General features: G+C 71.6%; 22 protein-coding genes. 16 read left to right on the top strand and 6 right to left on the bottom strand.

All coding sequences use genetic code 11. From position 1 onward, the window contains the following. The first annotated feature begins 108 nt into the window (after positions 1-108). From guaB to QT381_RS00200, 9 genes are all read left to right on the top strand, one after another. A complete protein-coding gene (gene guaB / locus QT381_RS00240; RefSeq protein WP_289246562.1) occupies positions 109-1,626 on the top strand; it encodes an IMP dehydrogenase in 1,518 nt (505 codons plus the stop codon). Between the two features lie 195 nt (positions 1,627-1,821). Beyond that, positions 1,822-2,751 (top strand): type IV toxin-antitoxin system AbiEi family antitoxin domain-containing protein, encoded by a 930-nt coding sequence (locus QT381_RS00235; protein ID WP_289246561.1) that lies wholly within the window; start codon positions 1,822-1,824, stop codon positions 2,749-2,751. A gap of 134 nt (positions 2,752-2,885) precedes the next feature. Then, positions 2,886-4,007, top strand: coding sequence for a GuaB3 family IMP dehydrogenase-related protein (locus QT381_RS00230; protein WP_289246560.1), 1,122 nt, complete (start codon positions 2,886-2,888; stop codon positions 4,005-4,007). Positions 4,008-4,105: 98 nt separating this feature from the next. Then, a complete protein-coding gene (locus QT381_RS00225) occupies positions 4,106-4,633 on the top strand; it encodes a cation:proton antiporter regulatory subunit (RefSeq protein WP_289246559.1) in 528 nt (175 codons plus the stop codon). Between the two features lie 6 nt (positions 4,634-4,639). Beyond that, complete coding sequence (locus tag QT381_RS00220) at positions 4,640-6,046, top strand: cation:proton antiporter (protein WP_289246557.1); 1,407 nt, start codon at positions 4,640-4,642, stop codon at positions 6,044-6,046. Between the two features lie 16 nt (positions 6,047-6,062). Then, the gene (locus QT381_RS00215; protein ID WP_289246556.1) at positions 6,063-6,965 is read left to right on the top strand and encodes an SURF1 family protein; all 903 of its coding nucleotides are present in this window, start codon (positions 6,063-6,065) and stop codon (positions 6,963-6,965) included. A gap of 29 nt (positions 6,966-6,994) precedes the next feature. Further along, positions 6,995-7,444: a DUF3817 domain-containing protein gene (locus QT381_RS00210; RefSeq protein WP_289246554.1), complete on the top strand. Its 450-nt coding sequence runs from the start codon at positions 6,995-6,997 to the stop codon at positions 7,442-7,444. Further along, positions 7,441-9,021 carry a glutamine-hydrolyzing GMP synthase gene (gene guaA, locus QT381_RS00205; protein ID WP_289246553.1) on the top strand — a complete coding sequence of 527 codons (1,581 nt, stop codon included), beginning with the start codon at positions 7,441-7,443 and terminating at the stop codon, positions 9,019-9,021. Before QT381_RS00210 ends, guaA begins: the two co-directional genes overlap by 4 nt. A gap of 54 nt (positions 9,022-9,075) precedes the next feature. Continuing rightward, on the top strand, positions 9,076-9,531 hold the full coding sequence (locus tag QT381_RS00200) for a nitroreductase/quinone reductase family protein (protein ID WP_289246552.1): 456 nt from the start codon (positions 9,076-9,078) through the stop codon (positions 9,529-9,531). A 19-nt stretch (positions 9,532-9,550) separates the two neighbouring features. Here QT381_RS00200 and QT381_RS00195 read toward each other — a convergent pair whose 3' ends face one another. Next, positions 9,551-10,372 (bottom strand): Bax inhibitor-1/YccA family protein, encoded by an 822-nt coding sequence (locus QT381_RS00195; protein ID WP_289246550.1) that lies wholly within the window; start codon positions 10,370-10,372, stop codon positions 9,551-9,553. Positions 10,373-10,487: 115 nt separating this feature from the next. Here QT381_RS00195 and QT381_RS00190 point away from each other — a divergent pair, with 115 nt between their 5' ends. The 6 genes from QT381_RS00190 (at position 10,488) to QT381_RS00165 (ending at position 17,498) form a co-directional block, all read left to right on the top strand. Further along, a complete protein-coding gene (locus QT381_RS00190; RefSeq protein WP_289246548.1) occupies positions 10,488-11,486 on the top strand; it encodes a glycerophosphodiester phosphodiesterase family protein in 999 nt (332 codons plus the stop codon). Between the two features lie 52 nt (positions 11,487-11,538). Then, on the top strand, positions 11,539-13,956 hold the full coding sequence (locus QT381_RS00185) for an ATP-dependent helicase (RefSeq protein ID WP_289246546.1): 2,418 nt from the start codon (positions 11,539-11,541) through the stop codon (positions 13,954-13,956). A gap of 147 nt (positions 13,957-14,103) precedes the next feature. Continuing rightward, positions 14,104-14,619 carry a hypothetical protein gene (locus QT381_RS00180; protein ID WP_289246544.1) on the top strand — a complete coding sequence of 172 codons (516 nt, stop codon included), beginning with the start codon at positions 14,104-14,106 and terminating at the stop codon, positions 14,617-14,619. A gap of 138 nt (positions 14,620-14,757) precedes the next feature. Beyond that, on the top strand, positions 14,758-15,921 hold the full coding sequence (sucC, locus tag QT381_RS00175) for an ADP-forming succinate--CoA ligase subunit beta (protein ID WP_289246541.1): 1,164 nt from the start codon (positions 14,758-14,760) through the stop codon (positions 15,919-15,921). A 56-nt stretch (positions 15,922-15,977) separates the two neighbouring features. Continuing rightward, complete coding sequence (gene sucD, locus QT381_RS00170) at positions 15,978-16,880, top strand: succinate--CoA ligase subunit alpha (protein WP_289246540.1); 903 nt, start codon at positions 15,978-15,980, stop codon at positions 16,878-16,880. A gap of 57 nt (positions 16,881-16,937) precedes the next feature. Then, complete coding sequence (locus tag QT381_RS00165; RefSeq protein WP_289246539.1) at positions 16,938-17,498, top strand: GNAT family N-acetyltransferase; 561 nt, start codon at positions 16,938-16,940, stop codon at positions 17,496-17,498. Positions 17,499-17,600: 102 nt separating this feature from the next. On the opposite strand, the gene glpK is transcribed toward QT381_RS00165, so the two are convergent. The 3 genes from glpK to QT381_RS00150 form a co-directional block, all read right to left on the bottom strand. Next, the gene (gene glpK / locus QT381_RS00160; protein ID WP_289246538.1) at positions 17,601-19,115 is read right to left on the bottom strand and encodes a glycerol kinase GlpK; all 1,515 of its coding nucleotides are present in this window, start codon (positions 19,113-19,115) and stop codon (positions 17,601-17,603) included. 89 nt (positions 19,116-19,204) lie between these two features. Further along, positions 19,205-19,945 carry an MIP/aquaporin family protein gene (locus QT381_RS00155; protein WP_289246536.1) on the bottom strand — a complete coding sequence of 247 codons (741 nt, stop codon included), beginning with the start codon at positions 19,943-19,945 and terminating at the stop codon, positions 19,205-19,207. 82 nt (positions 19,946-20,027) lie between these two features. Beyond that, complete coding sequence (locus tag QT381_RS00150) at positions 20,028-21,752, bottom strand: glycerol-3-phosphate dehydrogenase/oxidase (RefSeq protein WP_289246535.1); 1,725 nt, start codon at positions 21,750-21,752, stop codon at positions 20,028-20,030. A 150-nt stretch (positions 21,753-21,902) separates the two neighbouring features. Here QT381_RS00150 and QT381_RS00145 point away from each other — a divergent pair, with 150 nt between their 5' ends. After that, positions 21,903-22,874 carry a sugar-binding transcriptional regulator gene (locus QT381_RS00145; protein ID WP_289246534.1) on the top strand — a complete coding sequence of 324 codons (972 nt, stop codon included), beginning with the start codon at positions 21,903-21,905 and terminating at the stop codon, positions 22,872-22,874. 81 nt (positions 22,875-22,955) lie between these two features. Here QT381_RS00145 and QT381_RS00140 read toward each other — a convergent pair whose 3' ends face one another. Both QT381_RS00140 and QT381_RS00135 read right to left on the bottom strand, forming a co-directional pair. Then, positions 22,956-23,744 carry an IclR family transcriptional regulator gene (locus QT381_RS00140; protein WP_289246533.1) on the bottom strand — a complete coding sequence of 263 codons (789 nt, stop codon included), beginning with the start codon at positions 23,742-23,744 and terminating at the stop codon, positions 22,956-22,958. Beyond that, positions 23,741-23,914 (bottom strand): hypothetical protein, encoded by a 174-nt coding sequence (locus tag QT381_RS00135; RefSeq protein WP_289246532.1) that lies wholly within the window; start codon positions 23,912-23,914, stop codon positions 23,741-23,743. Before QT381_RS00135 ends, QT381_RS00140 begins: the two co-directional genes overlap by 4 nt. Between the last annotated feature and the right edge of the window lie 29 nt (positions 23,915-23,943).

Here is a 23,943-nt window from a genome sequence, read left to right as displayed (position 1 = left end):
AGCGCGCGGAATCGTGACGGAGGGCGAGCGGAATAGCCGCTCGCCCTCCGCCGGTTAACATGGAGACCCGGGGCACGCCCGGCACGATTCGCCTGCGCGAGGGGACCCATGGATCAGTACGACGCGACCCAGTTCGACCCGTTCGGATTCGTCGGCCTCACCTACGACGACGTCATGCTGCTGCCCGGTCACACCGACGTCATCCCGAGCGAGGCGGACACCACCTCGCGCCTGACCAGGCGCATCCGGGTGAGCGCGCCGCTGCTCTCGGCCGCGATGGACTCCGTCACCGAGTCGCGGATGGCCATCGCGATGGCCCGCCAGGGCGGCATCGGCGTGCTGCACCGCAACCTCTCCATCGCCGACCAGGCCGCGCACGTCGACAAGGTCAAGCGCTCCGAGTCGGGCATGATCTCGAACCCGGTCACGACGACGCCCGACGCGACCGTCGCCGAGGTCGACGCGCTGTGCGGGCAGTTCCGCGTCTCGGGCCTGCCGGTCGTCGAGGGCGACGGCCGCCTCGTCGGCATCATCACCAACCGCGACATGCGCTTCGTCTCGCCGTTCGAGAAGTCGACCACGCTCGTGCGCGACGTCATGACCTCCGACGGGCTCATCACCGCGCCCGAGGGCATCGACCCGGATGCGGCGGTCGCCATCTTCGCGCAGCACAAGGTCGAGAAGCTGCCGCTCGTCGACGCCGCGGGGCGCCTCACGGGCCTCATCACGGTCAAGGACTTCGAGAAGACGGAGAAGTACCCGAACGCGACGAAGGACGACGAGGGCCGGCTGCGCGTCGCGGCCGCGATCGGGTTCTTCGGCGACGCCTGGGACCGTGCCAACGCGCTGCGTGAGGCGGGCGTCGACGTCATCGTCGTCGACACCGCGAACGGCGACTCGAAGGGCGTGCTCGACATGATCGAGCGCATCAAGGGCGACGCGGCGTTCGCGGCCGTCGACGTCATCGGCGGCAACGTCGCGACCCGCTCGGGCGCCGAGTCGCTCGCGAAGGCCGGCGCGGACGCGATCAAGGTCGGCGTCGGCCCGGGCTCGATCTGCACGACGCGGGTCGTCGCGGGCGTCGGCGTGCCGCAGGTCACGGCGGTCTGGGAGGCGTTCCAGGCGGCGCGCGAGCACGACGTTCCGGTCATCGCGGACGGGGGGCTGCAGTACTCGGGCGACATCGCCAAGGCGCTCGTCGCCGGCGCCGAGACCGTCATGCTCGGCTCGCTGCTCGCCGGCACCGACGAGAGCCCCGGCGACCTCATCTTCGTGGGCGGCAAGCAGTTCAAGACCTATCGCGGCATGGGCTCGCTCGGCGCGCTGCAGACCCGCGGCAAGAAGACCTCCTACTCGCGCGACCGCTACTTCCAGGCGGACGTGCCGAGCGACGAGCAGCTCATCGCCGAGGGCATCGAGGGCCAGGTGCCGTACCGCGGCCCGGTCGGCTCGGTCGTCTACCAGCTGCTCGGCGGGCTGCGCCAGTCGATGTTCTACACCGGCTCCCGCACCATCACCGACCTGCGCGCGAACGGCCGGTTCGTGCGCATCACGCCCGCCGGCCTGAAGGAGTCGCACCCGCACGACATCCAGATGGTCGTGGAGGCCCCGAACTACCGCCGCTGACCCGCGCCCCCCGCCCCCGCCCTCCCCTCCGGTTGGCGGTAGTTCGACGCACCATCGGACGGCGCTACCGCATCCGGACGCCGCTGCACCGCTGTCCGAGTGCAGTTAGTCCGTCCAATCCTCCCCAGGCCGACGGATGCCGTGGTTGTTCCATCGAGCCTCGCGGGCACCGCGGCGCGTGCGCATCATCCGCGCATGACGACATACCGAGAGCAGATCATCACCACGGCCGCCTTCGCGCGCGCCAACCCCGACACGCGGGCGCTCACGCGCGCCCTGGCACGCGGGGAGCTCGTCAAGCTGCGACGCGGTGCCTACGTCGCGCGCGAGGTCTGGGACGCCGCCGACGCGCGGGACCGCCACCTGCTGCGGGCCCACGCGGCGGCGAGTCAGATGCAGAGCGAACCGGTCCTGGCCGGATTCTCCGCCGCGGCCGTGTGGGGCATGCCGGTGTTCGAGCTCCCCGAGACCGTGACCCTCGCGGAGGCCTGGGGCGGCGGCGGCCGCTCGGCGCCGGGAGTGCGCCGCACCGCGGCCGCCTTCCCCACGACGGAGGTCGTGGAGCGCGACGGGCTGCGCGTGACGACCCTCGCTCGCACCGCCCTCGAACTGACGCGCGTCGAGCCGTTCGCCCGCGCAGTCGCCTCGATGGACTGGGCGCTCTGGCGTCGCAATCCGCTGCGCATCCCGATGGAGGAGCTGGCGGACGAGGCGGATCGGCTCACGGTGCGCTTCGGCATCGTGCGCGCCCGACACTGCGTCGCGTTCGCGTCGCACCTGTCCGACTCGTACGGAGAATCGCTGTGCCGCGCACTCATGCACGAGCTCGGGTTCGCGCCTCCGACGCTCCAGCTCGAACTGCGCGACGCTCGCGGGCGGATGCTGCCGGACTTCGCGTGGCGGCGCGAGCGGGTCCTGGCCGAGTTCGACGGCAAGGGGAAGTACTTGCGGGGGATGCGGGACGGCGAGGACCCGGGCGAGGTCGTCTGGCGCGAGAAGAAGCGCGAGGATCGACTGCGTGCCCTCGGCTGGTCGGTGGTGCGCGTGGTGTGGGCCGACCTGCTCGACCGCGACCGTCTCATCCGTCTGCTCGTCGACGCGGGGGTGCCGCGCGAGCGTCGTTGACGAGGGCACGGGCAACGGACGGCGCAACCGCACACGGATGCCGTCGCTGCGCCGTCCATGTGCGGTTACGCCGTCCGATGGTGCGGCGATCTACCGCCAACCGGCGGCCGGGCGGGGCTCGGTAGGCTGATCGCGTGAGCGACATCGAGATCGGACGGTCCAAGCGCGCCCGGCGGGTGTACGCCTTCGACGACGTCGCGATCGTGCCAAGCCGGCGCACGCGCGACCCGCGCGACGTGAGCGTGAGCTGGACGATCGACGCGTTCACGTTCGACATCCCCGTGCTCGCGGCGCCGATGGACTCCGTGGTCAGCCCCGCGACCGCGATCCGGATCGGGCAGCTCGGCGGCCTCGGCGTGCTCGACCTCGAGGGGCTGTGGACGCGGTACGACGACCCCGAGCCGGTGCTCGCCGAGATCCGCGCGCTGCCCGTCGAGACCGCGACCGCACGGATGCAGGAGCTGTACCGCGAGCCGGTCAAGCCCGCGCTCGTCACGCAGCGCCTCGCCGAGATCCGCGCCTCGGGGGTGCCGGTCGCCGGTGCGCTGAGCCCGCAGCGCACCCAGGAGCTGTACCAGACCGTCGTCGACGCGGGCGTCGACCTGTTCGTCATCCGCGGCACGACGGTGAGCGCCGAGCACGTCTCCAGGACGACCGAGCCGCTCAACCTGAAGGAGTTCATCTACGAGCTCGACGTGCCCGTGATCGTCGGCGGCGCGGCGACCTACACGGCCGCGCTGCACCTGATGCGCACGGGCGCCGCGGGCGTGCTCGTTGGCTTCGGCGGCGGGGCCGCGTCGACCACCCGCACGACCCTCGGCATCCACGCGCCGATGGCCACCGCGGTGGCGGATGTCGCGGGGGCGCGCCGCGACTACCTCGACGAGTCGGGCGGCCGCTACGTGCACGTCATCGCCGACGGCGGGCTCGGCACGTCGGGCGACATCGTCAAGGCGATCAGCGTCGGCGCCGACGCCGTCATGCTCGGCTCGACCCTGGCCCGTGCCAGCGAGGCGCCCGGCGGCGGGTTCCACTGGGGACCCGAGGCGCACCACCCGGAGCTGCCGCGCGGCAACCGCGTCGAGGTCGGCACGCTCGGCGGCCTCGAGGAGATCCTGTTCGGGCCGAGCGGCACGGCCGACGGCCGCTCGAACCTCATCGGCGCGCTCCGGCGCTCGATGGCGACGACGGGATACTCCGACCTCAAGGAGTTCCAGCGCGTCGAGGTCGTCGTGAGCGAGTACACGCCGAGTTAGCGACGGATGCCGGGCGCGCTCAGCCGTGAGCGGACGACCCGGTGCCGCACCCATCCGCTTCCTAGAATGGAGGCAGTCAAGAGAAGGCAGGTAGCCCGATGGTCGACGTGCGGCGCGTCAAGCTCCCCGGTGTCGGGGTGCTGCACACCTTCGTGACGGATGACGGCGGCAAGGTCGGCGTGATCACCCACCGCTCCGGCCACAGCGACCTCATCTCGTTCGCGGACGCCGACGACCAGGACCACGCCCGCAAGGTCTCGCTGCGCCTCGACGAGGATGAGGCGCACACGCTCGCCGAGCTGCTCGGCGGCACGAAGATCACCGAGTCGCTGTCGAGCCTCGACCAGATCCCGGGACTGTCCATCGACTGGTTCACGGTCGACTACGAGGACTACATCGCCGGCCAGCCGCTCGGCAACCTCGCGAGCAAGGGCGTCGTGGGTCTCACGGTCGTCGCGGTCGTGCGCGGGGACTCCGCGAACCCGGCGCCCGCCGCCGACTTCAAGGTCTTCCCGGGCGACACCCTCGTCGTCGCGGGCAGCCCGGAGAAGGTGGCGAGGGCGTTCTCGTTCTATCGCACCGGGGAGATGAAGAAGGCCCCCGTCGACGCCTCACCCGGAAGCTAGCCGCGCGTGGGCGAAGAACTCGTCATCCTCGGCGTCCTCTTCCTGATCGCCTGGGGCCTCGGTCGCCTCGGCAAGCTCATCGGGCTCCCGGCCATCCCGATCTACATGGTCGTGGGGCTGCTCGCGAGCCCGCACACCGGATGGTTCCCCCTCAACTACGAGGCGGCCGACGTCGAGCTCGTGGCCATCTTCGGCCTCATCCTGCTGCTGTTCAACCTGGGCCTGGAGTTCGACCAGGACGAGTTCTTCGGCAACGCCCGCACCCTCATCGTGTCCGGCGGAACCCGCCTCGTGATCAACCTCGCGACGAGCTTCGCGTTCGCCTGGCTGCTCGGCTGGGGCACGCGCGAGGCGATCGTCATCACGGGCATGATGGCGACCTCGTCGAGCGCGATCATCACGAAGCTGCTCATCGAGCTGCGCCGCCTCGCCAACCGCGAGACGCCGACGATCCTCGGCATCGCGGTCATCGAGGACGTCTTCGTGGCGATCTACCTGTCGATCGTCTCGGTCGTCGTGGGCGGCAAGACGGACGTCTGGCCCGTCGTGCTCGAGCTCACGATCTCGTTCGCGTTCCTCATCGCGATGTTCGCGATCGCCCGCTGGGGCGGGCGCATCGTGTCCCGGGTGTTCGACACGCGCGACGACGAGCTCTTCACGATCATGTTCTTCGGCCTCGCGGTCGCGTTCGGCGGCATCGGCGAGCTCATCGGGGTCTCGGACGCCATCGGCGCGTTCCTCATCGGCCTCGTGCTCGGCGCGAGCCGGTTCCGCAATCGCGTCGAACAGCTCGCGCTGCCGATGCGCGACGTGTTCGCGGCGTTCTTCTTCCTCAACTTCGGGCTCGCGCTCGACGTCTCGACGTTCGGGGCGGTCGTCGTGCCGGTCGCGGTCGCGATCGTGCTCACGCTCGTCGTGAACACGCTCGGCGGGCAGCTCATCGCGTGGCAGTCGGGCCTCACGAGGGCCGAGGGCTTCAACGTGAGCGCCATGCTGCAGACCCGCGGCGAGTTCGCGCTCATCCTCGCGACGCTCGCCGTCGGCGCGGGACTCGACAACCGCCTCGCGCCGTTCGCCGGGCTCTACGTGCTCATGATGGCGATCATCGGACCGGTGCTCGCCGTCAACTCGGAGCGCGCCGGCCAGCGGCTGTTCCGCCCGCGTGCGGTGCCGGTCCCCGCGGCCGTCGCGGCGGAGGAGGGCGAGCGCCGTCGCATCGAGGACGAGAACATCGCCCTCGTCGAGGCGGCTCTCGCCGGCGAGTCGGTTCCCGCCGAGGAGGGCGACGAGAACGACGAGGAGCCGCCGCCGCCGCCGAGCGGCATCGACCCGCTCGTCGAGCAGGCGATGGCGCAGTCCGACTCGGGCGAGGGCGCCGCCGAGTCACCCCGTCAGCGAGATCCCGAGTATTGACGGGCACACTGAACGGATGAACGCACCGGCATCCGTCGATCCGCGCGCCGCGACCGCCCCGGCCCCGCCGCACGCGTCGGTGTGGGCGCTCGCGCGCACGCCGCGCTGGATCCTCGCGCTCGTCGGCGCCCTCGCGGTCGCCTGCGTCTTCGGCGCCCTCGGCCAGTGGCAGATCTCCCGGGCGATCGCGACCGCGACGGTCGAGACCCGTCCGACCGAGGCGGTCGTGCCGCTCGACTCGATCGCGCGACCGCAGAGCGCCGTCACCAACGCCGAGAACGAGCGGATGGTGAGTGTGACGGCGGTCGACGAGGGCGACTACGCGCTGCTCGGCGGGCGCTACAACGGCGGCGAGAGGGGCTACTGGGTCGTCGCGCACTACCTCACCCGCGACGGCGTGAGCCTCGCGGTGGCGGCCGGCTGGACCGCCGATCGCTCGACGGCCGAGACTCTCGTCGCCTCGGGGGCCGCGGTGCGGGAGTCGCAGGGCAACCTGCCCGTCGAGCTCATCGGCCGCTATCTCGCGAGCGAGTCGCCCGTCGACGACGAGGACCCGGAGGCCGCCGAGCGCACCGCGCTGAGCGTTCCCACGCTCGTCAACCAGTGGGCCGAGCCCGCGACGCCCGTCTACGGCGGCTACCTCGTCGCGAGCGAGCCGACGCTGCGCGGGCTCACGGCGATCGACTCGCCGGTTCCCGAGGAGAACGCGACCCTCAACTGGCTCAACGTGTTCTACGCCGTCGAGTGGGCGGTGTTCGCGCTGCTCGCGTTCTACCTCTGGTACCGCCTGCTCCGGGACGCGCACGAGCGCGAGCTCGAGGACGCGGAGGACGCCGCCGCGGAGGAGGCCGAGGCCGCCGCCGCACGAGGGGCCGCGGCATCCGTCGCCTCCGTCGCGCCCGCGACCGGTCGCGAGTAGTGCGCAGCCCGCGCGAGTAGGCTGGAGTCATGCCCGCGCGCCCCAAGCTCAAGGACGTCCCGAGCATCCGCGGGGCCCTGAGGCTCTACCGCGTGACCTCGATCGTGACCGGCACGTTCCTGCTGCTGCTCGTGCTCATGATGATCTCGCGCTACGGGTTCGGCAACGACATCGGCTACGGCGGCACGTACGGCGGCTTCTACTTCCTGCCGCGCGACGTCATCACGGATGCCGGCGGCTTCAACATCTCGACGCTCATCCTCATCCTGCACGGCTGGTTCTACGTCGTGTACCTGTTCAGCGACTTCCGGCTGTGGAGCCTCATGCGCTGGAGCTTCGTGCGCTTCCTGCTCATCGCCGCCGGCGGCGTCGTGCCGTTCCTGTCCTTCATCGTCGAGCGCCACTACCACCGGACCGCCACGGCGCAGCTCGCGGCGCTCGAGACCGCATCCGTCCCCCAGGAGACCGCCGCCCCGTGAGCGAGACCGCCGCCCGTCCCGTGCTCGTCGTCGACTTCGGCGCCCAGTACGCCCAGCTCATCGCCCGCCGCGTGCGCGAGGCGAGCGTCTACTCCGAGATCGTGCCGCACACGATCACCGCCGAGGAGGTCGCCGCGAAGGCCCCGGCCGGCATCGTTCTCACCGGCGGCCCGTCGAGCGTCTACGAGGAGGGCGCGCCGAGCCTCGACCCCGGCATCCTGCAGCTCGGGCTGCCCGTGCTGGGCATCTGCTACGGCTTCCAGGTGATGGCGCAGCAGCTCGGCGGCGAGGTCGCGAAGACCGGCGAGCGCGAGTACGGATCGACGGATGTGGTGGTCGCCGACACGGACAACGTGCTGCTGCACGGTCAGCCCGACGCGCAGATCACCTGGATGTCGCACGGCGACTCGGTGACGCGCGCGCCGGAGGGCTTCGACGTGCTCGCGTCGTCGACCTCGACCCCCGTCGCGGCGTTCGCGAACGACGAGCGCCGGCTCTACGGCGTGCAGTGGCATCCCGAGGTGAAGCACTCGGAGTTCGGCCAGCGGGTCATCGAGAACTTCCTGCACGACGCGGCCGGCATCGATGCGTCCTGGAACGCGGGCAACGTCATCGCCGAGCAGGTCGAGCGCATCCGCGAGCAGGTCGGCGACGCGCGCGTCATCTGCGGCCTGTCCGGCGGCGTCGACTCGGCGGTCGCCGCGGCGCTCGTGCAGAAGGCGGTCGGCGACCAGCTGACCTGCATCTTCGTCGACCACGGCCTGCTGCGGCAGGGCGAGCGCGAGCAGGTCGAGCAGGACTTCGTCGCCTCGACGGGCGTGCGACTCGTGACGGTCGACGCGGTCGACCAGTTCCTCGACGCGCTCGCCGGGGTCACCGATCCGGAGACGAAGCGCAAGATCATCGGCCGCGAGTTCATCCGCTCGTTCGAGGGCGCCGCCGAGGCGCTGGTCCTGGAGGCGCGCGGCGACGAGGACGCGGCACCGGTCCGGTTCCTCGTGCAGGGCACGCTCTACCCGGATGTCGTCGAGTCCGGCGGCGGCACCGGCACCGCGAACATCAAGTCGCACCACAACGTCGGCGGACTGCCCGAGGACCTGCAGTTCGAGCTCGTCGAGCCGCTGCGCGCCCTGTTCAAGGACGAGGTGCGCGCGATCGGCCGGGAGCTCGGGCTGCCCGAGGTCATCGTCGGCCGCCAGCCGTTTCCGGGGCCCGGCCTCGGCATCCGCATCGTGGGCGAGGTCACCCGTGATCGCCTGGCTCTGCTCCGTTCCGCGGACGCGATCGCGCGCGAGGAGCTGACCGCCGCCGGGCTCGACGGCGAGATCTGGCAGTGCCCGGTCGTGCTGCTCGCCGACGTGCGGAGCGTGGGCGTGCAGGGGGACGGCCGCACCTACGGCCACCCGATCGTGCTGCGCCCGGTCAGCTCGGAGGATGCCATGACCGCCGACTGGACGCGCCTGCCCTACGACGTGCTCGCCCGCATCTCGAACCGCATCACGAACCAGGTGCCGGGGGTCAACCGCGTCGTGCTCGACGTCACGTCGAAGCCCCCGGGCACCATCGAGTGGGAGTGAACGGGTGACGCGACCCCCTCGCCGGGTCCGCGGCCGCGTGGTTGACTACCGGTCATGACCGAGCCGGTGCGCTTCATCCGCCCGACGCGCGTCGACGCCGTGTTCAACGGCGTGGTCGGCACGCTCACCCGGCTCGGGCTGCCGCTCGCGGGCAGCCGCGTGCTCGCGGTGCGGGGGCGGGCATCCGGCGAGTGGCGCACGACGCCCGTCAACCCGCTCCGGCTGCACGGCGAGCGCTACCTCGTGGCGCCGCGTGGCGAGGCGCAGTGGGTGCGCAACCTGCGCGTCGCCGGCACGGGCGAGCTGCGCGCCGGACGCCGGGCCGAGGCGTTCACCGCGTCCGAGGTCGCCGACGCCGACAAGCTCCCCGTCCTGCGGGAGTACCTGCGGGTCTGGGGCTGGGAGGTCGGCCGGTTCTTCGACGGCGTCACCGCGGATGCGGCCGACGACGAGCTCGTCGCCATCGCGCCGGGGTTCCCGGTGTTCCGGATCGTCGCGGCATCCGTCTGACCCGCGGTGCGACGGGGCGTCAGTTGCTGCGCGCGAGCCCGAGGATGCGGAGGATCTCGAGGTACAGCCAGACGACGGTGACCATGATGCCGAACGCGGCCTGCCAGCCGTAGACCCGCGGGGCGCCGCGGCGCACCCCGGTCTGCACCGAGTCGAAGTCGAGCACGAGCGAGTAGGCGGCGAGGATGACGATGAGCGGCGCGAGCACGAGGCCGAGCGGGATGCCGAAGATCGTGACGTCGCCGCGCAGGCCGAACATCGAGTCGGTCGTGCCGAACACCATGAGCCCGAGGTTGATGAGCGAGAACACCCCGTAGCCGACGAGCGCGACGAGGAAGATCTTCGTCGCGCGCGCCGAAGCGCGGATCCTGCCGCTCGCGAACAGCGCGAGCGTCACGCCGACGACGCCGAGCGTGCCGAACACGGCCTGCGGCACGATGCCGTCCCACTGCGTCGCGAACACGCCCGAGATGGCGCCGACGAACACGCCCTCGACCGCGGCGTAGGCGAGCACGAGCGCCGCCGACGGGCGCTTCTTGAACGTGTTGACGAGCGCGAGCGCGAACCCGACGATCGCCGCCGGGATCGCGAGCGGCCAGGCGAACCAGCCGATCGCCGCGCCCGCGACGAGCACGGCGAACGAGATGACCGTCTTGACGATGGTGTCCTCGTACGTCATCCGGTCCGTCTCGGCGGGGGTCGCGGAGGGGCGGCCGTACAGGTCGTCGAGCTGCTCGGCGCTCGGCGTCGCGACACTGGACGTCTGCAGACGCGACGCGACGGCGCGGCGGTCGGAGAACGCGGGGGAGTTCGAGAATGCGGGGTTGCTGTTGGCGGCCATGACGTCCTTCCAAGGGCGAGGTGGAACCGGAATGCCAGTGTATGGGCGGGTGCCGGGCGCGCGCCTGGGAGGGCGCTATGAGATTCGCGAGGAGGCGGGGCGATAGCGTGACCCCGTGAGCCGTCCCCTCGTCATCGGCCACCGCGGCGCATCCGGGTACCGCCCCGAGCACACCCGCGCCGCCTACGCGCTCGCGATCGCCCAGGGCGCGGATGCGATCGAGCCCGACATCGTCGCCACGCGAGACGGCGTGCTCGTCGTGCGGCACGAGAACGAGATCTCCGGCACGACGGATGTCGCGGCGCGCCCCGAGTTCGCCGGCCGCCGCACGACGAAGGAGGTCGACGGCCACCGGCTCACCGGCTGGTTCACCGAGGACTTCGACTGGGCGGAGCTCGCGGGCCTGCGCTGCCGGGAGCGCATCCCCGGGGTGCGGCCCGCGTCCGCCGCGCACGACGGCGCCGAGCCGATGCTCCGGCTCGGCGACGTGCTCGAGCTCGCGAGCGCGTCGGGCGTCGGCGTCGTCGCCGAGATCAAGCACCACAGCTACTTCGCGTCGATCGGCCTGCCGCTCGACGAGCTCGCGGCGCCCCTGCTCGCCGGGTTCGGCGGCCGCCTCTGGGTCGAGAGCTTCGAGCAGAGCGCGCTCGCCGCGCTGCGCGCCCGCGGACTCGACGCCCCGACGGTGTACCTCGTCGAGGCGCAGGGCGCCGCCTTCGACCTCGTCGCGCGGCACGGCTCGTCGGCGACGACGTACGCGGAGCAGCTGACGGATGCCGGTCTCGCCCGCCTCGCGACGGGCGCGGGGGCGGCATCCGTCGACGGCATCAGCGTGGACAAGTCGCTCCTGCTGGCCGGCCGGCGGGCGACGGACCTCGCCGGCCGCGCGCACAGCGCGGGCCTCTCCGTGTTCACCTGGACGCTCCGGCCGGAGAACCGGTTCCTGTCCGGGCCGTTCCGCGGCGGCGGCGGTGCCGCGGCGTTCGGCGACTGGCGCGGGGAGTGGGACGTCATCCTCTCCTGCCGCGTGGACGGGGTCTTCGCCGACCACCCGGACCTCGCCCGCGGGCTCGTCGACGCGCGCCGGCGGTCCGACGACCCGAACGGCGACTGAAGCGGGCGCGCCGACCCGGGCGTCGCAGGTCGCGCCTAGACTCGTTCGCGCCATGAGCCTGACCCCCCGGATCGTCGACGACAACGCCGGACCGTCGAGCGCGCCCGGTGCCGACCCGCTGCTCGACGGCCTCAACGAGCGACAGCTCGAGGCCGTCACGTACCGCGGCCGGGCGCTGCTCATCGTCGCGGGCGCGGGCTCCGGCAAGACGAGCGTGCTCACGCGCCGCATCGCGAGCCTGCTGCGGAACCGGGAGGCGTGGCCGAGCCAGATCCTCGCGATCACGTTCACGAACAAGGCCGCCGCCGAGATGCGCGAGCGCATCGGCGCGCTCGTCGGGCGCGAGAACGCCGACGGCATGTGGATCTCGACGTTCCACTCGGCGTGCGTGCGCATCCTGCGGCGCGAGGCCGAGGTGTTCGGGATGCGCAGCGGCTTCACGATCTACGACACCGCCGACAGCCGCGCGCTCATCAAGCGCATCGTCAAGGAGCTCGACGCCGACACCATGGGGCTGAGCGTCGCCGGTGTCGCCGGCCGCATCTCGCGCATCAAGAACGAGCTCGGCGACGTCGACACGACGGCGCGCCAGGTCAACTCGCGCGACCCGAAGGACGTGGCGTTCCTCGAGATCTTCCGGCGGTACACCGAGGGCCTGCGCCGCGCGAACGCGATGGACTTCGACGACCTCATCGGCGAGACCGTGCACCTGTTCCGCGCGTTCCCGAAGACGGCCGCGCTCTACCAGCGCCGCTTCCGGCACGTGTTCGTCGACGAGTACCAGGACACCAACGCGGCGCAGTACGCGCTCATCCGCGAGCTCGTCACGGGGGTGAGGGCGGATGACGTGCCCCCCGACACGCGCACCGCGCTCGAGCCCGACGGCTCGATCGCCCCCGCGACGCTCACCGTCGTGGGCGACAGCGACCAGTCGATCTACGCGTTCCGCGGCGCCGACATCCGCAACATCACCGACTTCGAGAAGGACTTCCCGGCGGCGCACGTCGTGCTGCTCGAGCAGAACTACCGCTCGACGCAGAACATCCTCGACGCGGCGAACGCCGTCATCGCGGGCAACTTCGACCGCAAGGACAAGAACCTCTTCACGACGATCGGCGCGGGCGAGCCGATCGTCGGCTTCACGGGCTACACGGCCTACGACGAGGCGCAGTTCGTGGCCGACGAGATCGACGCGCTGCACGCCCGGGGCATCGCGTACAGCGCGATGGCGATCTTCGTGCGCACCAACGCCCAGTCCCGCGCGCTGGAGGACATCCTCATCCGCTCCGGCATCCCGTACCGCTTCCCGGGCGGCACGAAGTTCTACGACCGCGCCGAGATCAAGGACATGATGGGCTACCTCATCCAGGTGGCCAACCCCGCGGACGACCTCGCCCTGCGCCGCATCATGAACTCGCCCAAGCGCGGCATCGGCCCGGCCACCGAGGCGGCGCTGCAGGCGTACGCCGACCGCACGGGCGTCACGCTGCGCGACGCGCTGACGGATGCCGCCCAGCTGGGACTCGGACCGAAGGTGACGAGAGCGATCACCGACCTCGGCGCGCTGCTCGACACCGTGACCGATCTCGCCGCACCCGTCGGCGTGGACGGCGTGCCGCGCCGCCCGGCGCCGCCCGCCGAGATCCTGCAGCGGCTCGTCGAGGGCTCCGGGTACGTGAAGGCGCTGCGCGCGACGGGCGACGCGCAGGACGAGGCGCGCGCGGAGAACGTCGAGGAGCTCCTCGCGCTCACCAAGGAGTACGGCCGCCGCAACCCCGACGGCACGCTCGTCGAGTTCCTCACCGAGGTCGCGCTCGTCGCGGCCGCCGACGAGATCGAGGACGAGTCGGGCACCGTCACGCTCATGACGCTGCACACCGCGAAGGGACTCGAGTACGACACCGTGTTCCTCACCGGGGTCGAGGAGGAGCTGCTGCCGCACCGGATGAGCGCGAACGAGCCCGGCGGCGTCGCCGAGGAGCGCCGGCTGTTCTACGTCGGCATCACGCGCGCGCGTCGTCGGCTCTACCTCTCGCTCGCGATGAGCCGCGCGCAGTTCGGCGACATCGGCGCGTCGGCGCCGAGCCGGTTCCTGCAGGAGATCCCCGCGGGCCTCGTCGACTGGCGGCAGGAGCCCGGGGCGCTCATGATCCGGCGCGGGCCGGGAGTGAGCAGGCCGCAGCGCGGATCGTCGCCGCGGTTCGACATCGGCGACTCGATGCGCGAGCTGCCGAAGCTGCCGCCCGCTCAGCGACCCAAGACCCAGTGGACGAGCCAGGTCACCGGAACCGTGCGCGACAACGGCGACCTGGAGCTCGCGGTCGGCGACCGCATCCGTCACGCCGATTTCGGCGAGGGGCGCGTCACGCAGGTCTCCGGCCAGGCCGCCAAGCGCATCGCCGAGGTGGTGTTCGACACCGCGGGGCGCAAGCGACTCCTCATCAAGATAGCTCCGATCGAGAAGCTGTGACTCCGTCCCACCCCCGGACGGGGGCCGGGGCTCCCGTTCGCCCGGGCGGCGCGGGCTGGTAACTTTCCACGGAAGGGCTCGACGATTGCGCGGGGGCGCACGGGCTTCAGGGGGCACATCGCGATGGCACGTCCATACCGTTCCGCGTTGACCGCGGCGCTCGTCGCCGGGGTGCTCGCATCCGCGCTCGCCGGATGCTCGGGCGACGACGGCGGCCTCTCGCTCGCCGACACCAAGGGCCCGGCGCAGCTGCTGCGCAACTCGGTCGCGGGCAAGATCCCGACCGACATGGTGGCGAGCCAGGGCGCGACGGAGGACGCCTCGCAGTCGTGCGGCGACAACGGCGTGAAGCGGTCGTGGCGCTCGAGCGTGCTGCTCAACATGACCCCGGACCACGGCTCGCAGGTCTTCGAGGTGCTCGAGAACCTGGGCCGGAACCTCGCCGACGAGGGCTGGACCGGCGAGGAGAGCTCGCCGAGCTCGAAGATCCACGAGCTCCTGCTCAAGAGCACGAAGTCGCAGAGCGTCGTGCGCCTGACCGCCACGCTCCCCGCCGACAGCGCGGGCAACGGCGCGGCGGTGCAGGTCGCCGTGAACGGTCCGTGCGTGGAGACCGACGGGCCCGACTCCGACGAGGTCAAGCACCTCGACGACTCCGACTGATCTCCCGGCGCTCGCGCGGCGGGTAGAGTGACGGTGGCCCCCACCTCTCTCGACATCGAGACAGTTCCCTCACCGTAGAACAGCTGGCTCGGCGTGGAGACGGCCGTCCTCCACTCCAACCACGACCAGGAGACGTACGTGGATCTTTTCGAGTATCAGGCCCGGGATCTGTTCGAGAGGTACGGCGTCCCCGTGCTCGCGGGCATCATCGCGGACACCCCCGCCGAGGCGAAGGCCGCGGCCGAGACGATCGGCGGCACCGTCGTCGTCAAGGCGCAGGTCAAGGCCGGCGGTCGCGGCAAGGCGGGCGGCGTGAAGGTCGTGCACGATCCGGACGCGGCTGCCGCCGCCGCGGAGCAGATCCTCGGCCTCGACATCAAGGGCCACGTGGTGCGCCGCGTCATGGTCGCCCAGGGCGCCCGCATTGCGCGCGAGTTCTACTTCTCGGTGCTGCTCGACCGCGCCAACCGCTCCTACCTGTCGCTGTGCAGCGTCGAGGGCGGCATGGAGATCGAGGAGCTCGCCGTCGAGCGCCCCGACGCCCTCGCCCGCGTCGAGGTCGACCCGGCCGAGGGCATCACGCTCGACAAGGCGCGCGAGATCGCGGCGGCTGGCCACTTCGACGCCGAGCTGATCGAGAAGGTCGCGCCCGTCATCCGGAAGCTCTACGACGTCTACACCGGCGAGGACGCGACGCTCGTCGAGGTCAACCCGCTCGTGCTCACCGAGGACGGCCAGGTGCTCGCCCTCGACGGCAAGGTCACCCTCGACGAGAACGCCGGCTTCCGCCACCCCGAGCACGCCGAGCTCGAGGACGCGGCATCCGCCGACCCGCTGGAGGCCGCGGCCAAGGAGAACGACCTCAACTACGTCAAGCTCGACGGCGAGGTCGGCATCATCGGCAACGGCGCCGGTCTCGTGATGAGCACCCTGGACGTCGTGGCCTACGCGGGCGAGAAGCACGGGGGCGTGAAGCCGGCCAACTTCCTCGACATCGGCGGCGGCGCGTCCGCGACCGTGATGGCCGCGGGACTCGACGTGATCCTCGGCGACAGCCAGGTGAAGAGCGTGTTCGTCAACGTCTTCGGCGGGATCACGTCGTGCGTCGCGGTCGCGAACGGCATCGTGCAGGCCCTCGAGATCCTCGGGGACGCGGCCACGAAGCCGCTCGTCGTGCGCCTCGACGGCAACCAGGTGGAGGAGGGGCGCGCGATCCTCGCCGCCGCGAACCATCCGCTCGTCACCATCGCCTCGTCGATGGACGACGGGGCCGACAAGGCCGCCGAGCTGGCCGCCGCCTGAGCGCGCCCTTCGACGAGCTCAGGGACCACGAGAAGCGCAGGGACAAGGATTCAAGAATGTCGATCTTCCTGAACAAGGACAGCAAGGTCATCGTGCAGGGCATCACGGGCGGCGAGGGCACCAAGCACACCGCGCTCATGCTCAAGGCGGGCACGCAGGTCGTCGGCGGCGTCAACGCGCGCAAGGCCGGCACCACCGTCTCGCACACGGACCGGGACGGCGCCCCCGTCGAGCTGCCGGTGTTCGCGACCGTCGCCGAGGCCATCGCGGCCACCGGAGCGGATGTGTCCATCGCCTTCGTGCCGCCGGCCTTCGCCAAGGACGCCATCATCGAGGCCATCGACGCCGAGATCCCGCTGCTCGTGGTGATCACCGAGGGCATCCCCGTGCAGGACTCGGCCGAGGCCTGGGCGCACGCGAAGGCGAAGGGCAACACGACGCGCATCATCGGCCCGAACTGCCCCGGCATCATCACGCCGGGGGAGTCGCTCGTCGGCATCACGCCGGCGACCATCGCGGGCGCGGGCCCGATCGGCCTGGTGTCGAAGTCGGGCACGCTGACCTACCAGATGATGTACGAGCTGCGCGAGTACGGCTTCTCGACCGCGATCGGCATCGGCGGCGACCCGATCATCGGCACGACCCACATCGACGCGCTCGCCGCGTTCGAGGCCGATCCCGAGACGAAGGCGATCGTCATGATCGGCGAGATCGGCGGCGACGCCGAGGAGCGCGCCGCCGACTTCATCAGGGCCAACGTGACGAAGCCCGTCGTCGGCTACGTCGCGGGGTTCACGGCCCCGGAGGGCAAGACGATGGGCCACGCCGGCGCGATCGTGTCCGGCTCGGCCGGCACCGCGCAGGCGAAGAAGGAGGCGCTCGAGGCAGCGGGCGTCCAGGTCGGCAAGACCCCGAGCGAGACGGCCGCGCTCATGAAGGCCATCATCGCCGCGCTGTAGCCCGCCGGCTGAGGAGGCCGTTGACGGCCCGCTCCCCGCCCGTCGTATCGTCGAGCGGTGCACTCCTTGACGACAGATCGCCTCACCCTGCGACCGTTCACGCCCGACGACGCCGACTTCGTGCTCGACACCTACTCGCGCTGGGAGGTGCAGCGCTACATCGGACGCGTGCCGCGCGTGCTCGCCGACCGCGAGGAGGCGCTCGGGCTCATCACCCGCTGGCGGGCGATCGGCGAGCACCCGGTGCACGGCGTCTGGCTCGCCGTCGACACCGCGTCCGGGGAGCGCCTGGGTACGCTGCTGCTCAAGGACATCCCGGCATCCGGCACCGACCGCGCGCCGTCGGGCGACACCGAGATCGGCTGGCACCTGCATCCGGATGCCTGGGGCCGCGGTATCGCGACGGAGGGCGCCCGCGCCGTGCTCGCGCGAGCGTTCGCGGGCGGGCTCGACCGCGTCGTGGCCGTCACGCACCCCGACAACCTCGCCTCGCAGCGGGTCGCCGAGCGCATCGGCCTGCGCTCGCTCGGGCTCTCCAGCGCCTACTACGACACGGAGTGCGCGCTCTTCGCCGCGGATCGCGCGGAGTCGGCGGCCGCATCCGGGGCTCCGGCGTAGCGCCGCGACGACGCAGCGCGACGACGCAGCGCGACGACGGAGCGAGACGACGGAGCGCCGGCCGGCGCCCACCACGGTGCCGACCGGCGCGTCGTCGGCCGGCTACTTCGTGTCGGCGTCCTCCCAGTCGAAGGTCTTCGTGACGGCCTTCTTCCAGTTGCGCAGCAGACGCTCGCGCTCGGCGTCGTCCATCTGCGGCTCCCAGCGGCTGTCCTCCTGCCAGTTGGCGCGGAGGTCGTCGAGGTTGCTCCACACGCCGACGGCGAGGCCGGCCGCGTAGGCCGCGCCGAGCGCCGTGGTCTCTGCGACGACCGGCCGGATGACCGGCACGCCGAGGATGTCCGCCTGGAACTGCATGAGCAGGTTGTTGGCGATCATGCCGCCGTCGACCTTGAGCTCGGTCAGCGGCACGCCCGAGTCGGCGTTGACCGCGTCGATGACCTCGCGGGTCTGGAACGCGGTCGCCTCGAGCACGGCCCGGGCGATGTGGCCCTTGTTCACGTAGCGGGTGAGGCCGACGAGGGCGCCGCGGGCGTCGGAGCGCCAGTACGGCGCGAACAGCCCCGAGAAGGCCGGCACGAAGTACGCTCCGCCGTTGTCGTCGACGGTCTCGGCGAGCCGCTCCACCTCCGGCGCGGACGAGATCAGCCCGAGGTTGTCGCGCAGCCACTGCACGAGCGAGCCGGTCACGGCGATCGAGCCCTCGAGCGCGTAGTGCGCCGGCTCGTCGCCGAGCTTGTAGCCGAGGGTCGTGAGCAGGCCGTTCTTCGAGTGGACGATCTCGGTGTCCGTGTTGAAGATGATGAAGTTGCCGGTGCCGTACGTGTTCTTGGCCTCGCCCTTGTCGTACGCGGCCTGGCCGAACGTCGCGGCCTGCTGGTCGCCGAGGATGCCCGCGATGGGCGTCTCGCGCAGCAGGCTGCGCGACTCGGCCGTGCCGTAGACCTCGGACGAGCTGCGGATCTCGGGCAGCATCGACCGCGGCACGCCGAACACCTCGAGGATGTCGTCGCGCCAGCTGAGCGTCTCGAGGTCCATGAACAGCGTGCGCGACGCGTTCGTCACGTCGGTGGCGTGCACGCCGCCGTCGACGCCGCCGGTGAGGTTCCAGAGCACCCAGGAGTCGGTCGTGCCGAACAGCAGGTCGCCGGCCTCGGCCTTCTCGCGCGCGCCCTCGACGTTCTCGAGGATCCACACGATCTTCGTGCCGGAGAAGTAGGTCGCGAGCGGGAGGCCGACGATGTCCTTGAACCGCTCGACACCGCCGTCGGCCGCGAGACGGTCGACGATGTCCTGGGTGCGGGTGTCCTGCCAGACGATCGCGTTGTACACCGGCTCACCCGTGGTCTTGTCCCACACCACCGCGGTCTCGCGCTGGTTCGTGATGCCGATCGCGGCGATGTCGTGCCGGGTCAGGTTCGCCTTCGAGAGCGCCTGGCCGATGACCTCGCGCACGTTGCGCCAGATCTCCTGGGGGTCGTGCTCGACCCAGCCGGCCCTCGGGAAGATCTGCTCGTGCTCGAGCTGCCCGGTCGAGACGATCGAGCCCTTCGTGTCGAAGATGATGGCACGCGAGCTCGTCGTGCCCTGATCGATGGCGATTACGTAGTCAGCCATGGTGACTTCCTTGTCTGTAGCGGGGGTGGATCTGGAGCGGGGTGGCGCCGGCGCGCGGCCGGCACCGGGTGCGGGGCGGCGCGGTCGCGTCAGCCGATGTTGAGGGCGAACGTCGACGCCCCGGCGGCGAGCAGACCGCCGACGAGCGGGCCGACGACCGGAACCCAGGAGTACGACCAGTCGCTAGATCCCTTGCCCTTGATCGGCAGGATGGCGTGCGCGATGCGCGGGCCGAGGTCACGGGCCGGGTTGATGGCGTACCCGGTCGGGCCACCGAGGGAGGCGCCGATGCCGACCACGAGCAGGGCGACCGCGAGGGCCGAGAGCGGGCCGAGCGCCGCGACCTCGCCGAAGTGGGCGTCGCTGAACGCGAGGATGCCGAACACGAGCACGAACGTCGCGATGATCTCCGTGATGAGGTTCCAGCCGTAGGAACGGATGGCGGGTCCCGTGGAGAAGACGGCGAGCTTGGCGCCCGGGTCGGGCTCCTCGTCGAAGTGGTTGCGGTACGACAGCCAGCACAGCACGGCGCCGAGGATCGCGCCGACGAGCTGGGCGAGCACGGCGATGAAGAACTGCGCGACCGTGATGTCGCCGAGCACGAGGAGCGCGATCGACACGGCGGGGTTCAGCTGCGCGCCCGAGTACTGCGACGCCACCACGCCCGCGAACACCGCGAGGCCCCAGCCGAAGTTGACGAGGAGGAAGCCCCCGCCGTTGCCCTTCGTCTTGGCGAGCAGCACGTTCGCGACGACGCCCGTTCCGAGCAGCAGCAGCAGTGCCGTGCCGACGACTTCGGACAGGAAATACAAACCGAGATTGGTGTCCACGTTGACCTTCCTTCTGTTCGATGGTGCGGGCCCCCACCGTGGCGGCCCCGTATCGGTCGGCCCGCGCGGCGGGCGGCCGCGCTCAGGTCAGCGCGAGCCTTTCGACCGTCACGTTGTGATCGCGCGCGAGCACCTCGACGGTGTCGGCGACTTCCTGTGCGCGGCGCGCGGCGTCCCAGCCGAGGCCCGCGCCGAGCGCGTCGGCGAGCTCCTCGAGCAGGTCGAGCGTGACGCCGCCGACGAACGCGGCGTTCGTGCGGCGCAGCACGACGTCCTGCAGGTGCACGGCCTGCTCGTGCTCGGCGAAGTAGGCCACCTCGCCGCGGGTGAGCTCCGGGTCGGTCGCGAGCGGGCGGTCCTCGATCTCGCCGAGGTAGTCGATGACCTCCTCGGCGCGCGTGCCGTAGCGGTCGAGCAGGCGATCGACGGCCGCCTTCGTGATGCCGTCGGCGTGCGCGGCGATCCACGTGGTTCGTTCGGCGTCGGTGCGCGGGAAGCCCTTGCCCCCGCCGATCGCGAGTCCCGCGGTGGACACCGTGCGGGGGCGCCCGAGCTTGCCGAGCACCTCGGTGGCCAGGTGCTCGCTGAGCGCGCGGAACGTCGTCCACTTGCCGCCGACGAGGCTGAGCACGTGCGTGCCGGCGAGGCCCGGGATGGCCGTGTCGACGATGCGGTAGTCGCGGCTCACGAAGCCCGGCGCGGTGTCCTCGTGGCGCGGCAGCGGGCGGATGCCGGCGTAGCTGTACACGATCTGGTCCTTCGACAGCGCGATGTCCGGGTAGACGTGGTGCACGAGGTCGAAGAAGTACTGCACGTCGTCGTCGGTCGCGGCCTGGGGCTCCCGCGGGTCGGCGTCGACATCCGTCGTCCCGATGAGCACGCGCCCCTTGAGCGGGTAGATGAGCACGATGCGCCCGTCGGAGTTCTCGAAGAAGATCTCGCGGCCCTTCGTGGCCTCGAGCAGCTCGGGGTTGTCGACGACGATGTGCGAGCCCTTCGTGCCGCCCATGAACGCCGTCTCGTCGCCGAGCGCGCCGTTCGTGAGGTCCGTCCACGGACCGGAGGCGTTCACGACGACGTCCGCGTGGAACACGAACTCGGTGCCGGTCTCGCGGTCGCGCAGCACGACGCCGCCGTCCCGCACGCCGGTCGCCTCGACGTAGTTCGCGGCGCGCGCGTTTCCGGTCGCGAGGGCATCTTTCAGCACGTCGAGCGCGAGTCGCTCGGGCTCGTGCACGGACGCGTCGAAGTACGTGCCCGTGTACTTGATGCCCTTGTTGAGCGCGGGCATGTCGGCGAGAGCGGCGCTGCGGCGGCGGAACCGGTGCCGCGGCACCTGGCCGCCGTCGCGCGAGAACGAGTCGTAGATCGACATGCCGATCTCGATGAGCGCGGCGCCGCGCTCCTTCGTCGAGCGCTGCCTGTGGGTCAGCATCCGCAGCGGAGCGTTCAGGATGCCGGAGAACGTGTGGAAGATCGGCATCGTGGTCTCGAGCGGCTTGACGTAGTGCGGGGCGATGCGGATGAGGCCGTTGCGCTCCTGCACGCTCTCGCGCACGAGCCGGAACTCGCCGTTCTCGAGGTAGCGGATGCCGCCGTGGATCATGTGGCTCGACGCGGCCGACGCGCCCGACGCGTAGTCGTTGCGCTCGACGAGGGCGACGTCGACGCCCTGCAGGGCGAGGTCGCGGAGCGTGCCGATGCCGTTGATGCCGCCGCCGATGATGAGCACGGCGGCGGTGGGCCGATCCGAGAGCGTCGTCACGGTCTCGCGGGGCGCGGGGGTGTTGTTCGCGGGCTTCGACATGCTGTGCTCCATCCATCCAGCCGTCCGCTCATCGGGCCGCCGGTGGTGTCGGAAGCGCATCGACGCGCCGACCGCGGGGTCGGTCGGGGCTATCGTGGACCGCACCGAAACAATGGGCAAGCCTGTTGCACAAACGTGCAGGGAGCATCGATGAGCGACGACGCCGAACCGCCGCTGCCCGCGCGCACGAGCGCCGCGCTGCGCGCCGCGCAGCTGTACTACATGCAGGACCTGACGATGGAGGCGATCGCCCGCGAGCTCGGGACCTCGCGGTCGTCGGTGTCCCGGCTGCTCACGTTCGCGCGCGACACGGGCCTCGTCGACATCCGGATCCGTTCGCCCCTCGAGGCCTCCACGGCCCTCGAGGGGCAGATCGCGAGGCGGTTCGACGTCGCCGCGCACATCGTGCCCGTGCCCGACCACACGAGCGACGTCGACCGGCTCGCTCGTGTCGCGCTGAGCACCGCACGCATGCTCGACCGCTTCGTCGACGCGACCATGACGGTGGGCATCGCCTGGGGCTCGACGATGAGCGCCATCAGCCGCGTGCTGGTGCCGCTGCAGCGCCCCGGCATCCGGGTCGTGCAGCTCAACGGGGCGGGCAACACGCGCACGACCGGCGTCGACTACGCGAGCGAGATCCTGCGCCGCTTCGGCGACGCGTTCGGCGCCAGCATCGAGCAGTTCCCCGTGCCGGCGTTCTTCGACGACCGCGCCACGAAGACCGCGATGTGGCGCGAGCGCTCCACCCGCCGCGTGCTCGACCTGCAGCGATCGATGGACGTCGCGCTCTTCTCCGTCGGATCCCCGCTCGCCCAGGTGCCGAGCCACGTCTACATGGGCGGCTACCTCGAACGGAGCGACTACGACAGCCTCGGCCGCGACCGCGTCGTCGGCGACGTCGCGACCGTGTTCTTCCGGGCCGACGGCAGCTGGCGCGACGTCGAGCTCAACGCGCGGGCGAGCGGGCCCGGCTTCGACGTGCTCGCGCGCGTTCCGCGGCGCGTGTGCGTCGTCTCGGGAGCCGCGAAGGCGCGCAGCCTGCGCGGCGCGCTCGCCGCGGGCGTCGTCACCGACCTCGTGCTCGACGAGGGCGCCGCGCGCGAGCTCGTCGCCCTCTGAGGTGCGGGGCACCGGGGCGCGGGGCGCCGGGGCGCGGAGCACGGGGCCATCGACGCGCGTCACCTTCCCAGTCCTCTCTGCTCAGCCCTCGTCGGGCCACTGCTCGTGCGTCCACGGTTCGACGCGCGGCGGCCAGGCCGGCGCGCCGAGCTCGCGGCTGATGTTGCGCGCGGTCTCGCGCAGTGCCGCCACGACGCCGGTCTCGGGCGGCCACTCGGCGGACGGCACGACGACGCCGACGGCCGCGACGACCGCGCCGCTGCGGTCGGCGACGGGCGCCGCGAGCCCGCTCTCGCCGATCACGGCCTCGTCCTCCTCGACCGCGTACCCGCGTGCCGCGATGTGCGCGAACTGCTCGGTGAGCAGCGCGGGGTCGGTGACGGTGTCGGCCGTGAGGGCGCGCAGCGGGCCGCCGAGCAGGTCGCGCGCCGCGCTCGGGTCGAAGGCGAGCAGCGCCTTGCCCATCGCCGAGGCGTGCGCGGGGATCGCGAGCCCGGTCTCGGGCATCTGCTCGGTGCCGTCCGGGCGGCCGTTGTGGTGGATGACGATGACCTCGTCGAACAGTGCCGCGCCCAGGTGCACGGCGAGTCCCGTGCGGCGGGACAGCTCGGCCGTCCAGCGCATCGCCCGCGCGCGCACGTCGAGCGTGTCGAGGTAGACGTTGGAGAGCTTGAGCAGCGCCGGTCCGAGCATGTACCGCGTCGAGTGCGGCTCGCGCGCGACGAGCCCGTGCGAGTGCAGCGACGCGACGATGCCGTGCACGGTCGAGGGCGGCAGGTCGAGCGCGGAGGCGAGCTCGGTGATGCCGAGGTGGCGCGCGCCGGAGAGCAGCTGCAGGATGCGGGCGGCGCGATCGATGGACTGGATCACGGCGCCTCCCTCGGCATCGGCACACGGCGGACCCGGTCGGGCTTGACGACCGCTCCGCTGCGGTGGATATTCGACATTATCGAATACCATTCGATCAGCGCCAGCACCGGTTCCGCACGATCCCGCGGGTCGAGCCGAATCGGATCGCGTCGGGCGCCGACCGTCGTCATGCAAAGGAGCAGACCATGTTCGAGAACCG

The organism is Galbitalea sp. SE-J8 (assembly GCF_030345695.1).
Lineage (GTDB): Bacteria > Actinomycetota > Actinomycetes > Actinomycetales > Microbacteriaceae > JAUASV01.
Note: the sequence above shows the minus strand (reverse complement) of the source record. Positions and strands in the feature narration are given on the sequence as shown.